Annotated in this window: 9 protein-coding genes; 8 read left to right on the forward strand and 1 reads right to left on the reverse strand. The window is 71.6% G+C overall.

Going from position 1 to position 14,352, the window contains the following annotated elements:
- Positions 1-15: 15 nt before the first annotated feature.
- The 6 genes from WMF31_RS41950 to WMF31_RS41975 are packed head-to-tail and all read left to right on the forward strand — an operon-like array spanning position 16 to position 8,719.
- Positions 16-1,308: a hypothetical protein gene (locus WMF31_RS41950; RefSeq protein ID WP_436607474.1), complete on the forward strand. Its 1,293-nt coding sequence runs from the start codon at positions 16-18 to the stop codon at positions 1,306-1,308.
- On the forward strand, positions 1,305-2,261 hold the full coding sequence (locus WMF31_RS41955; RefSeq protein ID WP_436607475.1) for a PAAR domain-containing protein: 957 nt from the start codon (positions 1,305-1,307) through the stop codon (positions 2,259-2,261). The genes WMF31_RS41950 and WMF31_RS41955 overlap by 4 nt, the downstream gene beginning before the upstream one ends.
- A gap of 40 nt (positions 2,262-2,301) precedes the next feature.
- Positions 2,302-3,465 carry a cysteine desulfurase family protein gene (locus WMF31_RS41960; RefSeq protein ID WP_436607476.1) on the forward strand — a complete coding sequence of 388 codons (1,164 nt, stop codon included), beginning with the start codon at positions 2,302-2,304 and terminating at the stop codon, positions 3,463-3,465.
- Between the two features lie 14 nt (positions 3,466-3,479).
- The gene (locus WMF31_RS41965; protein ID WP_436607477.1) at positions 3,480-7,178 is read left to right on the forward strand and encodes an RHS repeat-associated core domain-containing protein; all 3,699 of its coding nucleotides are present in this window, start codon (positions 3,480-3,482) and stop codon (positions 7,176-7,178) included.
- Between the two features lie 16 nt (positions 7,179-7,194).
- Positions 7,195-7,767, forward strand: coding sequence for a hypothetical protein (locus tag WMF31_RS41970; protein ID WP_436607478.1), 573 nt, complete (start codon positions 7,195-7,197; stop codon positions 7,765-7,767).
- A 10-nt stretch (positions 7,768-7,777) separates the two neighbouring features.
- Positions 7,778-8,719, forward strand: coding sequence for a hypothetical protein (locus WMF31_RS41975; protein WP_436607479.1), 942 nt, complete (start codon positions 7,778-7,780; stop codon positions 8,717-8,719).
- A 79-nt stretch (positions 8,720-8,798) separates the two neighbouring features.
- Here the strand turns inward: WMF31_RS41975 and WMF31_RS41980 are convergent, their stop codons facing one another.
- A complete protein-coding gene (locus WMF31_RS41980) occupies positions 8,799-11,294 on the reverse strand; it encodes a type VI secretion system Vgr family protein (protein WP_436607480.1) in 2,496 nt (831 codons plus the stop codon).
- Positions 11,295-11,663: 369 nt separating this feature from the next.
- Between WMF31_RS41980 and WMF31_RS41985 the strand changes: the two genes are divergently transcribed.
- On the forward strand, positions 11,664-13,070 hold the full coding sequence (locus WMF31_RS41985; RefSeq protein WP_436607481.1) for an aminotransferase class III-fold pyridoxal phosphate-dependent enzyme: 1,407 nt from the start codon (positions 11,664-11,666) through the stop codon (positions 13,068-13,070).
- Positions 13,067-14,035, forward strand: coding sequence for a histone deacetylase family protein (locus WMF31_RS41990; protein WP_436607482.1), 969 nt, complete (start codon positions 13,067-13,069; stop codon positions 14,033-14,035). The genes WMF31_RS41985 and WMF31_RS41990 overlap by 4 nt, the downstream gene beginning before the upstream one ends.
- Positions 14,036-14,352: the final 317 nt, after the last annotated feature.

The following is a 14,352-nucleotide window of genomic DNA, read 5'->3' on the forward strand; positions in this document are numbered from 1 at the left end:
GAGGGTCGGTCCGCGATGTGGCGCAAGCTCGATGAACTGAAGGCGACGCTGGGCGAGTTCGTCGACCAGCGCGAGCACCTCCTCCTGGTCGTGAGCTGCGCCGATCCGGAGATGGCGTACGTGCTCAAGATCCTCGAGGGGATGGACGACACGGCCCCCTCCGACCTCTTCCTGGTCTTCGGGGAGGCGTTCACCGAGGCGGCGCAGTACGCGTCGGCGATCATGAAGGCCCTCCGGGTCCAGATGGAGATCGCCAGGGCGCCCCGCGAGGCGCGGGGCGAGGCCCCGCTCTCGCCGCTGCCCGCCGTCTGTGACGACCCGGCGGCCCCGCCGGGCGCGCGCCTGCGCGCGGCGATCGATCACGTCTCCTCGCTCGTCCCGGCGGAGGGCGGGCACCGCGTGGTCTGGGGGCTCCTGCCGGTCCAGATCGTCGATCGCGAGGGCTACGCGCGCCTCGTCGGCGAGCTCGTCCCCACGCGGGGGCCCGAGCCGTGGATGCGGGGCGTGCGCGTGATCGCGCGCGACGACCGCGGCGCCCCGTTCCTGGTCCCGCCGCTGCGCAGGGGCAAGGCCCCGGGGGTGCTGCTCTACGAGCTCGACATGAGCCCGGCGGCGCTGAACGACGCGCTCGTCCAGGAGGCCGGAGACCGGAGCTCGCCGGTCGCCGACCGCATGCAGGCGCTCCTCCAGCTCGCGGGGCTCGACTACGCCTACCGGCGTTACCCGGAGGCGCTCGAGAAGTACGGCGCGCTCTACAAGTACTACGCGGCGCACGGCGCGACGGTGATGCAGGCCGTGATCCTCCAGGGCGCGGGCGACGTGCTCCGGCAGATGGGGGACCTCAAGGCGGCCAGGGTGAAGTACCACCAGGGGCTCGCGCTGGTGATGCAGCTGCAGGCGCTGCCGGTCCTGCTCAACCTCACCGCCGCGATCGGCGACGTCAGCCTGGAGCTCAAGGACCACCGCGACGCCGAGGGGTTCTTCGGCCTCGCCGCGCAGATCGCCGAGAAGCTCATGAACCCGTTCGCCAGGGCCGACGCCCTGGAGAAGCAGGGCATCGCGCGGTACCGCGCGGGCGACGCGCTGGGCGCCGTGCCCGCGTGGAGAGGCGCGGCGGCGCTGGCGAAGACGTTCGCGTACCACGAGCGGCACCGCTCGGCGCTGGAGTGCCTGATCGCCGCCTACAAGGCCCTGTACATGGATGACGAGCGCCGCGCCTGCGAGGCCGAGCTCAAGGCCGCCGCGCAGGCGGTGAAGAGGGAAGCGCGCGAGGCGCAGGAGCACCCGCTGCGGAGGGCCACGACGTGAGCACACAGGGCAACGCGGTCAAGGGAGCGGCCTCGGAGGCCAGCGACGCGGCAGAGGCGCCTCAGCCGCTGATCGCGCCGACCGGGAGCGCGTCGCTCGACGTGCTGGTGGGCGACATCAACGACGCGGCGGCGCCGTTCCAGAGCCTGTCCGACCCGGAGGCGAGCGCGCTGGACAAGGCGAACGCGGCGATCGGCGGCACGCTGAGCGCGATCACGACGCCGCTCACGCTGCTCAACGACGGCTTCGCGCTGGCGACGAGGGACGTCGCGAAGCTGTTCCCGGCGATGCCCGCGGCGACGCTCGGGATGCTGCACCTCGGGATCCCGCACCTGCACCTGCACCCGCCGGCGATGCCGATCCCGCTGCCGAGCCTCGGGCCGGTGGTGCTCGCGGGGTGCGCGTCGGTGCTGATCAACGGGATCCCCGCGGCGCGCGCGGGGGATCTCGGCATCTCGGTGCTGTGCGGCACGTTCGCGCCGCCGTTCGAGGTGTTCACCGGCTCGAGCAAGGTGTTCATCGGCGGGGCGCGGGCGGCGCGGATGCTCGACGTCACGCTGCACTGCATGCCCGGGGCCGGGGTGGCCAAGGCGATGGGCTCCCTGGCGAAGGTCGTCTCCATCGGGGGGGGCGTGGTCGGCGTCGGCGCGGGGGCGCTCGACGCGGCGGCGAAGGCGGAGGACGGGGACGCCAGGTCGGCCGCGATCGCCGGGGTCCAGGCGGGGCTGGACGCGGCGGCCCTGGCCCTGAGCCTGCTCATGGGCCTGGATCCGGGGATGCCGCCGTGCATCGGCGCGGTGCTGACCGGGCACCCCAACGTGCTCATCGGTGGGTTCCCGATGCCGCCGTGGTCGGCGGTGGCGAGGGGCCTCGGGAAGCTGGGGAAGGGGTTGGCGAAGAGGGGCCCCCGGACGAGCAAGCAGGGAAGGGGGAAGTGCGCGACGTGCAGTTGACCCCTGTCGAGGCGCAGGGCAACGGGCGAGCCGCGGGCGCATGATCTACCTCGATCACGCCGCGTCGACGCCCGTCGTCGAGGAGGCCCTCACCGCCATGCACCGCGCCGCCCGCGAGCGCTGGGGGAACCCCGGCTCCGTGCACGCCGCCGGGCGCCGGGCGCGCGCCGCGCTCGACGAGGCGAGGATCGAGGTCGCCGACTACCTCGGCTGCAGCGCCGCCGAGCTCCGCTGGACCTCGGGCGGCACCGACGCGCTGCGACGCGCGCTGGAGCATCTCCTGGGCCGGGTCGAGGGGCCGGTGGTCTCCAGTCGCCTGGAGCATCCGGCGTTGCGGCGCGCGGTGGAGGCCGCCGAGGCCGCCGGCCGCGAGGTGCGCTGGCTCCCGATGCCCGCTGGCGAGGTCGATCCGGCCGGCGCGGCGCGCGCGCTCGAGGGCGCGTCGGTCGTGGCGCTGTCCGCGCTCCATCATGAGCTGGGCACCGCGGCGCCCCTGGCGAGCCTGATGGACCAGGCGCCCCGCGCCTTCTGGGTGGTGGACGCCGTACAGGCCGCGGCCTGGCTGGATCTCGGGGGCTTGTTCCGGCCGCGGGTGTTCGTCGCGTGCGCCTCGCAGAAGCTCGGAGGGCCCGCCGGGGCGGGCGCCTTGCGGATCCCCGCCGAGCTCGCCTATCCGCCGCCTGGCGCGAGAGAGGGGGAGTTCGATAGCGCTCCTTCCGGCACGCCACCCTGGCTCGCGGCGATCGGGATGGGCGCCGCGTGTCGCGCCCGGAAGAGCCGGCGGGACGACGGGCTCACGCGGTGCCGGACGCTGGGGGAGCGGCTGGTCCGGGCGATCCAGGCGACGTTCCCCGAGGCGGTCCACAACGCCGGGGCGAGCTGGCTCGGACCGATCGTCAACGTCTCTCTCCCCGGCATCGACGGGAGGGCGCTGGAGACCGGGATGGATCTCCGCGGGGTCTGCATCGCGCGGACGTCCGCGTGCCTGCAGCGCGCCGTCGCCGCATCGCCGGCGGTCGCCGCGGCGTTCCCCGACGAGGCCTGGCGGGCGGAGGGGGCGACCCGCTGGAGCGTGGGGATCGACACCACCGAGGCCGAGATCGACGAGGCGGCGCGCCTCCTCGCGGAGGCGGTCGACAGCGCGCGGAGCAACCTGGAGCCGGCCATCGCCTCGCCGGAGCGCAGCGGGAGCACAGCACCATGAGCACCAATGGACGCATGTCAGTGGGCCATCCGATCGACGTCGCCAGCGGCGCGATGTTCAACACATGGATGGACTGTGCATTTCCGGGCAGCGTTCCCCTCGTCTTCTCGCGCTTCTACAGCACGGCGCTCCTCGGCGCGAGGTCGCCCGGGCCGCTGGGGCCAGGGTGGCGCCATTGCTTCCAGCATGAGCTCCGCCAGACCCTCGAGGGGTTCGTCTATGTCGACCACGAGGGCGCCGAGCACGTGCTCGACGATCCCGGCGAATCGCTGCTGAAGCAGGGGCGGCTCATCGCCGCGCGCGCCGGCATCGAGCTGCGCGGGACCCGTGATCGGATCGCGCTCAGGTTCTACACCGCGGCGACGAGGCCGCACGCGCTCCACTTCACGCGGATCGACGGCACCGCCCGGTACCGTCTCGACGCGATCGTCGGCTTGCCTCAGGTGCGCCTCGACCTGACGTACGACGCCAGCGGGCGGCTCCACCGTGCCCGCCAGTCGCGCTCCGATCGCGCGATCGAGCTCCGGTACGACGCACAGGGCCGCATCGCCGCGGTGTCGCTCGTCGATCCGCGCGAGGACATCGTCCGGTTCGACTACGACAGCGCGGGGAGGCTCGTCCGGGTATCGGATGGCATCGCTCCGAACGCCCCCATCACCGTGTTCGAGTACGACGCCGAGGACCGGATCGTCGCCGAGGCCAAGCGCACCGGCGCGATTCACGTGTTTCGCTACGACGGCCACGGCCGCTGCGTCTACACGTCGGGGAGCGAGCGCTTCGAGGAGCGCACGTTGCGGTACTCCGCCGCGAAGCGCGAGACGGAGGTCACGGACAGCCACGGCCACGTGACCCGGTACCACTACAACGAGGCCGGCCAGGTCCTCCGGGTGCAGTACCCCGACGGCGCGGAGCGCACGTCCAGCTTCGACGACGACGGCCGCACCGTCATGGAGTCGCGGGGCGGCGTCGTGATGAACCGGCTCCAGTACGACGAGCTCGGGCGCGTGCTTGTCGCGTCGTTCCCCGAGGGCATCGCGCTGCGCTTCACCTACGACGACCAGCACCGGATGCGTAGCCTGGCCGACGCGCGGGGCCAGACCTGGCACTACACGTACGACGAGCGCGGCCTGCTCACCGAGACACGCGACCCCTTCGGTCACGGGTTGCGTTACGAGTACAACGCCCATGGCGAGGTGGTGCGCGCGGCAGACCCGCTGGGCGGCGCCACCTCGCTGGAGTGGGACGACCGCGGGCAGCTCCGCGCGGTGATCGATCCGGACGGGCAACGGTGGTCGCTCGAGCACGATCGCTACGGCCTGCGGAGCGCGCTCCGCGATCCGGAGGGCGGGGTCTGGCGCATCACCCACGATCGCGCCAGGAGGATCTCCGTGGTGGAACATCCGGACGGGCGGCGCCTGCAGACGGAGCACGACCTCTCAGGCCGCCCGACCGTCGAGCGGCTGTCGGACGGGACGACGAGGCACCTCCGCCACAACAGCTGCGGCCAGATCGTCGAGATCCGCGAAGCGGACGGCACGATCGTGCGCTTCGAGTGGGACACCGAGCCGAGGCGACTCCTCGCGATCCAGGACGGCCTCGGGAATCGCATCGAGTACACCTACGATCCCGTCGGCCGCCCGCTGACCCGGCGCAACTGGGACGGGGCAATCCACCGCTTCGAGTACGACGCCGCGGGCAACGTGGCGGCGATCACGGACCCTGGCGGCGAGCGCGTCACGTTCGATTACAACGGGCTCGGAGCGCTGCTCAGGAAGAAGGAATCGGACGGGGACGTGACGGCGTACCGGTGGAACGAGGATGGCTTCCTGGTCGGGATCGAGGCGCGCGAGAGCGAGCTCCGCTTCGAGCGAGATTTCTACGGCCGGATCACCGCGGAGGTCCAGAACGGCGTCGCCGTTCGCAGCGAGTACGATATCGCCGGCCGTCGGGTGCGGCTCCGCTCCGATCATGGCGCGCAGATCGCCTGGGACTGGAGCCCGGGCAGTCGTTGCCAGGCGCTCCAACATGGCTCGGATGTCCTGCGCTTCCTCCGCGACGGCCTCGGCCGGGAGCTGAGCTGCTTCCTTCCGGGCGGCGGGGAGTTCAGGCAAGCGTACGATCCCGTCGGGCGGGTCACGTGGCAAAGCTATCAGGCGCCGCGGCACCACGGCGCGGCGGAGGCCGCCCGAGCGCCGCTCGAGCGGCGGATCTCGTACGATCCGGCGGGACACGTGGCCTGCATCGAGGACTCGCTGCGCGGGCGCACCGACTTCCTCCACGATCCCCTGGGTCGGTTGCGCGCCGTCCTGTCTCACGTGGGCAGGTCGGCCTTCTTCGAGCTCGACGCGTCGGGCAACCGCGTGAGCTCCGCGTCCGTCGATCCTGCGCGGGTGCTCTTGCCCTCCGATCCCCGGACGCTCGATCGGCAGAGCCTCAGGTCGCTCGGCGCGGACATCACGGAGCTGCGCATCGCCGCGGGCAATCGCATCGCCGAGACCTGCAGCGCGGAGCAGGTCACCCGTTACTCTCACGATGCGGCCGGGCGGTTGATCCGGAAAGAGGTCTACCGGGCGGGCGCCGAGCGCCCCGAGATCTGGCAGTACGAGTGGCACAGGAGCGGGACGCTCTCGGCGGTCGTGCGCCCGGACGGCGCGCGCTGGACGTATGCGTACGACGCCTTGCATCGACGCATCGAGAAGCGGGGTCCACAGGGCACGATCCGGTACATCTGGGACGGCGATCACCTGCTGCATCGCGTCGGTCCAGACGACACGGCCGAGACCCGCGTGCGACACCCGGATCTGCCGAGCCCCGTCGTGATAGCGCGCGGCGGCACGTCGTATTCCTTGCTGCACGACGCGGTGGGCTCCGTGTCGGAGGTGGTCGACGCGGCGGGGAAGCTGATCTGGTGGAGCCGGAAGGGGGCCTGGGGGGAGCTGAGCCCGGACATCGCGGGAGAAGCCTCCGACGGGTTTCCTGGACAGATGTACGACGCGGAGTCGGGGCTCTATTACAACCACCATCGCTACTACGATCCCGAGGTGGGGCGGTACATCAGCCCGGATCCCATCGGCCTCCTCGGTGGGCTCAATGAGTACAGCTACGTGCCCAGCCCCGTCGCCTGGAGCGATCCGGCGGGGCTCGTCTGGACGGGTGGACCCTATTTCTACGCGGGGTTGTTGGATAGCCATGCGTATCCAGACATATGGGATGATAGGACGATATTCTTTCGGCGATCGGCTGGTAAAACGGCTCCCTCCGAGATGCAGAGCCCCAGCGTTCCTGATCATAAAACCCTGGCGGTTCTGCGCGTCCTCCCCAGTAGCGGGACTCCGGATTTGCCCTGGGGACCTGGCGCCTATGGATTCGTCAGTGGGGTTTACGACGGGGAGAATAAGAAAGGGGCGCCAATGCCCAAAATGCCGCCTCCTCCTCCCGGGTGGAACGCGAGCGTGGGAACGAACGTCGGTCACAACGGGATCCACGCGGAGATTCATGCGTTGAATTCCCTGCTCAATGAGCACCTGAAATCAGGCCAGAAATTGCAGGGGCGATACCAGCTCTTCATCGACAAGCCGCCTTGCTCCCGGAATGCGCACAACTGTGCGACATCGCTCCCGCTCGCGCTGGAGGATCTGCACAGTCGCGGGATTCATGTTGATGTTTATTATCTGGATGACAGCGGAAAGTGGAAGAAGATGACTTGCCATTGAGCATGGAGATCGCGCGGTGGCCGAATGTACCCAGGCATTTGAACGGCTCGACGCGCTGCGCGCGCGGCTCCACCCCGGCCACGCCTCGACACGCCGCCCGCCCTCATTGGATCCGGATGCGTCACGGCGGATGTCAACGCTGTGGGAGTCCATCGGCATCTGGAGGATGCGAGAGCCAGGGCTCGCGCGGACCGGCATCCGACCGGCCGAACCCGACAATGTCTTTTCCCGATCCCTGAGCCGTTACTTCGCTTCCGCGCGAAGCGCCTCGGACGAGGCGCTCGCATGGCTGAATCCGTCTGCGAGCGCGCAGCTGATCGTCGATGCGCCTGGGTTCGATCGGGGTCTACCTGGTTTCCGCGTGTTCCAGCCCGAGAGATCCAAGGGCCGCCCCTCCTGGCAGCGCTGCGCCATCGGACAGCTGGACGGTATCGACGTGTGGCTGCAACAAGCCTACAGTGCCCTGGAGTTGCTGATCCGCTATAACCCCCGAGACGAGGAGCAGCTTCGTCGCTCGCCGAACGAGCGCAGCATGTCCATCTGCAGCGAGCAGCCGATGCGCGAAGGCTATGACGCGCTGGGGTGGTGAAGGAGGCACGATGAGTGAGCCCCTGTTCCCGCTGGACCGTTCCTCTCTCCCGCAGGTCACCGCAGAGGCGGCGGCGATCCGCGAGCTGCTGGCGCGGCAGGTGCCGGCCTATCACCGGAGCGTCCGCGCGGTATCGCTCTCGGAGGACGAGTCCCCGTTGATCCGCGCCTTCTGGCACGCGGTGGGCTGGTCCGTCGTCTTCGAGCGGTGCGCGCTCGAGGAGCCCGAGATCCCGACCGGCCTGGAGCGCGTCCGCCAGCGCCTCGCGGAGTACCGCCAGGGCGATCCCGACTTCACGATCACGGAGAACGACCTCCCGGCGCGCTTCCGCCTCGTGTACGCGGACAGCGACGGGATCGGCTTCATCATCACCGATGAATCGGGAGGCGTGGCCGACCCGCCGCTCCTCGGCGTCAGCTGGGATGAGAACGCCATCCAGCCCGAGTACCCGAGCTATCTCAACTGGTGCGCCAACGAGGTCCTGCGCTGCGCCTTCGAGCCCTGGTACAACACGATGATCCGGCTGTCGGACATGGCCCCGCTCCACGCGGCCGAAGCGCCGTTCCCGACGCTGTCGCCGGCGACGCGCCGGCTCAACGACGCGCTGTGGCTCACCGCGAGCGCGCCGGCCGTGGCAGCGCCCGGAGAGCCATGCAACCTCGCTGCGAGCGAGTTCAATGCCCTGGTCGAGTGGCTCTATGAGCACGATACCGGCGGCATCGAGATAGCTCTTCTACCGGGCAAGATCATCTCGCGCAGCGAGCCGCTCGTCCCGGCCTCCAGCCCCCGCGGTCGACTCCGGACGATCCCAGGGCTCGATGCGAGCCTGCGCTATCATGTCGGCTGGATCGCCGACATCGGCGTGATCGCCCGGGAGAAAACGGGGCGCACCGAGGTCGCGGTGAACCCGCGCCACCACGACGAGCTGCAGGCGGCCCTGCGCTCCGCCTGACGCGACCCCTCGCGGCCTGTTCTATTCTCCTGCTACGGGGGTCATCGCGGCGCCAGCGGAGCGCCCGGGAAGCGCGGCGTCAGTTCAGCTTGATCAGCGCCGCCGTCACGTCCACCGTCTCGCCGCCGTCGATCGTGACCGAGCTCCCGCCCTTGATGGTGATCGTCGACGCCTCCAGGCTGATGTTCGCCCCCTTGATGGCGATATCCCCGCTGAACGAGATCACGAGCTTCGTGCCCGTGACGTTCACCTCGTCCTTGCCGTGCACGCCGACCTTCGGCGCGCCGATCGTGGCGGACGTCCTGGCGCCCGCCTCGAGTTGATCCGAGGTCAGGACCTGCGTCGTCTCCGCGCTGATCTGCTGCTTCGGCGCGGTGACGATCTGCTCCGTGCTCGACGCGACGCTCTGCTTCCCCGTCACGCTGGTGACCTGGTCGCCGTCGACCTGGATCGCCTGGTTCCCCTTCACGACCAGCGCGTGATCCGCGTCGTAGCCGGTCGACTGGACCCCGACGACGTGGATCGACTGCGTGCCCTGCACCCCGAGCGCGTCGTTGCCCGTGACCGCGATCCCGCGGTTCCCGGTGATGCTCTCGGTGGAGTTCCCCGTCACCGCGAGCGTCTGGTTGCCGCTGATCGCCACCGCCTGATCGCCCTGGACGCCGACGGTCTGGTTGCCCTGCACCCCGACGGTCTGGTCCCCCTGGACCCCGATGCCCTGGTTGCCGGCCACGCCGGTGTCCTGGTCCCCGCCGACCCCGATGGTCTGGTTGCCGCCCACCGTGAGCGTCTCGTTCGCGCCCACCACCTCCGCGTTGTTCGCGCCGACCAGCGTGCTCCGGTCCGCGCCCGTCGCCTCGCTCCGGTTCGCGCCGACGCTCGAGCTGCTGTCGACCGCGATCGTCTCGCTGCGGTTATGGCCGACCTCGCTGTTCCAGTCCCTCGGCGTGTGCAGCAAGATCTGCTGGGCGCCCGCGGTGTCGTCGAACCGCAGCTCGTTGTGCGTGCCGTCCGCCGGGCTCGTGTCGGTCTTGAAGGTGCTCACGGTCGGCACCACCGTCGGCGGCACGTTCTGCCCGTTGTACACGCGGCCGACCACGAGCGGCCGGTCCGGATCGCCGTCCTCGAAGTCGACGACCACCTCCGCGCCCACGCGCGGGTGGAACACCGCCCCTTGCCCCGCGCCCGCGAACACCTGGCTCACCCGCACCCAGCACGACGTCGGCTCCTTGCCGTGCCGCTCGGCGTCCTGGTCCCAGTGGAACCGCACCCGCACGCACCCGATCTCCGCGCCCTGCGGCCCGCCGATGTGGATCTCCTGCCCCGAGGACGCGGGCTCCGCGGTGACGAACGCCGTCTGCGAGCCCACGATGCGCGGCCTGGGCGTCACCCGGGCAGGCCGGAAGCGGGACTCGTCGACGGAGCCGCCCTTGCCGCGGCGGGCGCACTCGAACGTGCACGTATAAGGCACCACCTCCTGCGTCGCCGCGCCCAGGTTCGACGACGGCGGCAGCACCCCGGGCTGCTCGCCGCGCACGTCGAGCCGCGTGACCAGGTACTCCCCCTCGTGCCGCGCGCTCGCGTGCTCCAGGGCGAAGATGGTCCCGGCCGCGAGCACCCGGCTCGGGCCGACGCCGACCGCGTAGCTCGCCTCGACGTCGAGCCGCTCGCGCCTCGCCGCGGCGAGCGGCTTGCCCTGGTCCGGCGTGTCGGGGTACCGCCCCGGATACTCGTGCTCCACGAGATCCCCGCCGCCCGAGGCCTCCTGCACGCCCATGCTCAGCGCCGGCTTCTTCCAGTTGTAGTCCTGCAGCGTGACCTTGCGGGGGCGCAGGCGGGCGCCGAGCTTCATCGTGGTCACCTCCCGGCCGCGCAGATCGGCGCCGAGCGGCAGGAACGGATCGAGCCGCGCGCGGCCCGCGTCCTTGTCCGAGAGCACCAGCAGGCAGACGCCGGCGCCGTTCTCGAAGTGGTAGCTGATGCCCTCCTCCTCCAGCAGGCGCGACACGAAGGCGAGGTCGCTCTCGTTGTACTGGACGCAGTAACGCCGCGCCGCGACCGCGTCGATGCGGGCGGTGTCCGCCACGCGCCAGGCGAAGAGCTCGCGCGCCGGCGAGAAGTCGCCGAGGCCCTCGTCGGGCTCCACCGTGGTGCCGTCGGCGCGCTGGAGCGCAGGGTCGCCCTGCAGCACGGCGTCGATGATCTGCCGCGTGGTCTTCTCCAGGAAGATGCGGCACCGGGTGCGGTGCCCCGCGCGGGCGAGCGGGGGCTCCAGGACGAGCCGGTAGGCCATGCCGCCGTGGATCGGGCCGAGCTCCTCCGCCTCGGTGAGGATGCCGTGCACGACGCGGGAGGCCGGCTGGGTACCCGTCGCGATGCGGAGCGTCGCCCGGGCCTGGATCAGCTCGTCCGGATCGACCTCGGGCGCGGGCTCGCGGGTGATCGCGGTGATCTCGTACCGATACAGGCTGGAGATGCCCTCCGTGCCGCGGAAGCGGGCGACGCGCAGGTGCTGCCAGGGACCGGAGGGGCCGGCGGCGCCCTCCCAAGCGAAGGAGAAGTCGAGATCGCTCAAGCTGTCGCTCTTTCTCTGTCTCGTCACGTCGAAGGCGCGGAACGCCGTTGACCCCGATCGGAGGCGCCGCGCGCGAGCGCACGGAAGCACGAAGGCTCGCCGCCCGGAGCATAACAGAACGATCCTGGCCGGGCGCCGGTTTCACGCCGGATCGGGCGCGACGCGCCGGCCCGGTCGTTGCGTCTTGCTCGGCACGTCTTGACGGAATACCCACCTTCACGGGCGCAGCCCGCGCGGCGCGTCGTTTCTGGCGCCCTGTCCGCGACGCTGGTATTTCCCTCCTTCCGCCGCTCCCACCAGGCGAAGCCGCGATGGCCGCCGGGCGATGGGCGCGCGCCTCTTCCGCCCCTTCCGCCCCGGAGTCCGACCATGAACGCTCCGTCCAGCATCGCCCCGCCCATCCCTGGTGAGCCCGAGCGCGCCTCCATGCGGACCGCCGTCCCGGGCCCCGCCTCCGAGGCGCTCCGCGCGCGGCACGGCCGCTACCAGGACCCGCGCCCGATCCACTTCTACCAGGACGCGCGGAGGAGCCTCGGCAACTACATGGTCGACGTGGACGGCAACGTGCTGCTCGACGTGTACGGGCACATCGCCGCCGTGCCGCTCGGCTACAACCACCCGGACCTGCTCGCGGCGTGGAGGGACGGCCGGTTCGACTGGTGCGCCGGTTACCGCTCCGCGCTCGGGGTCGCGCCGGCGCCCGAGTGGGTCGACCTCGTCGAGCGCACGCTGATGCGCGTCGCGCCGAAGGGGCACTCCCGCGTCTTCACGTTCACGACCGGCGCCGAGGCGGTGGAGAACGCGCTCAAGGCCGCGTTCATCCGGCTCGCCCGGCGAAGGCGCGGCGGCGCGGCGCCGACCGACGCCGATCTCGCGGCGGCGATGCTGAACCGCCAGCCCGGCGTGAACGCCTTCAAGGTGATCTCGTTCGAGGGCGGCTTCCACGGCCGCAGCCTGGGCGCGCTCTCGGCCACGCGGAGCAAGCCGATCCACAAGCTCGACATCCCCGCCTTCGACTGGCCCGTCGCGCCGTTCCCGGCGAGCCAGTTCCCCCTGGCCGCGCACGCGGAGCAGAACCGCGCCGCCGAGGCGCGCTCGCTCGAGGCGGTGAAGGCGGCGCTCGACGCGCACCCGGACGAGGTCGCGGCGGTCCTCGTGGAGCCGATCCAGGGCGAGGGCGGCGACCGCCACGCGAGCCCCGCGTTCTTCCAGGCGCTCCGCCGCCTCACCGCGGAGCGCGGCGTCGCGCTGATCATCGACGAGGTGCAGACCGGCGGCGGCGGCACGGGCGCGATCTGGGCGCACGAGGCGTGGAACCTGCCCGAGCCGCCGGACATGGTCACGTTCTCGAAGAAGATGCAGCTCGGCGGCTTCTACTGCCGCGAGGAGCTCGCGCCGGCGGAGCCGCTGCGCATCTTCAACACCTGGCTCGGCGACCCGCTCCGCGGGGCGCAGCTCGAGGTGATCCTCGAGGTCGTCGAGCGCGACCGGCTGCTCGAGAACACCCGGGCGACGGGCGCGCGCCTGCTCGCCGGCCTGGAGGACCTGTGCCGCCGCTACCCCGGGGTGCTCTCGGGCGCGCGCGGCGTCGGCACCTTCGCGGCCGTCGATTTCCCCGACGGCGCCCGCCGCGACGCGGCGCTCGCGGCGCTCCGGAACCGCGGCCTCGAGGTGGGCGGCTCGGGCGACCGCGCGCTCCGCTTCCGGCCGGCGCTGGTCTTTGGTCCCCGCCACGCCGTCGAGGCGCTCGACCTGCTCGAGTCGGTCTGCCGATGACCTCGAGCGCGGGCGCCTCGCCGCCGATCCGCGTGTTTCACGCGCCGGGGTACTTCGCGGACATCGGCGAGCACGTCATGCCGATGCGCAAGTTCGCCCTGGTGCGCGACGCCATCGAGCGGAGCGGCCTGCCCGCGCGCATCGAGGCGCCGGAGCCGGTCGGCGATGAGGATCTCCTGCGCGTCCACGCGCCCGGCTACGTCCAGGCGATCGCGACCGGCGAGCCCCGGGCGCTCGCGGAGTCCCAGAAGCTGCCGTGGTCGCCGGCGCTCGCCGCGGCGGTCCGCCTCACGAACGGCGGCTGCGTGGCCGCCGCGTTCGCCGCGCTGGAGGACGGCATCGCAGGCAACCTCGCGAGCGGCTTCCATCATGCGCATGAAGATCACGGCGAGGGCTTCTGCACCTTCAACGGGCTCGTCGTCGCGCTCGAGCGCGCGCGCGCCGAGGGGCGAATCCGCCGCGGCCTCGTGGTCGACCTGGATCTCCACTACGGCAACGGCACCGCGTCGCTGCTCGCGTCGCGCCCGTGGGCGTTCGGGCTGTCCATTTATGGCAGCTGGTACAAGGACAACCGGGCGCACCGGGACGTCGAGGGCGAGCGCGCCCCGGACACGGCCAATGGCTGGTCGGTCCCGGTGCCGAACGGGAGCGGCGGCGCCGCGTACCTCGAGATCCTGGCGCGGCACCTCGGCCCCGCGATCGACCGCGCGGCGCCCGACCTGATCCTCTACCAGGCCGGCGCGGACCCTTACCGCGAGGATCCGTACTCGCCGCTCGATCTGTCGCACGACGACCTGCGCGCGCGCGACGAGGTGGTGTTCCGTGCGGCGCTCGAGCGGCGCATCCCGATCGCGTGGGTGCTCGCGGGCGGCTACACGCCCGACGTGAGCAAGGTGGTCGAGGTGCACCTCGGCACGTTCCTCGAGGCGGTGCGGGCGCGGGAGGCGCAGGCGCGCCGCGGGTGACGCCTGCGCGCCCGCGCGCGAGCGCGAGCGCGGGGGGGGGGGCGCGCCGCGGGCGGCGCCGGAGCGGTGTGTCGCGCGATATCGCTCCATGCTGGCGCGGCGGTCGCGGCGCTGATCGTGACGGATTGACGCAGCAGATCGCGAGCTTCTGGGGCGACCGTCTCGGAGGCGCGAGTCTCCGCTCGGTTCAGCAGGACCATGGGATGGCCGCGGACCGCGGATCGTGGATTTATCAACAGTATTGACGATGGCTCCGCGCAGAGAGGCGAGCGCGCTGGCGGTGCATGCGTCGCTGACGCGGAGACGCCGCGGGCGCG

Origin of the sequence: Sorangium sp. So ce1036, assembly GCF_051369805.1 — a bacterium.
GTDB lineage: Bacteria > Myxococcota_A > Polyangia > Polyangiales > Polyangiaceae > Sorangium > Sorangium cellulosum_F.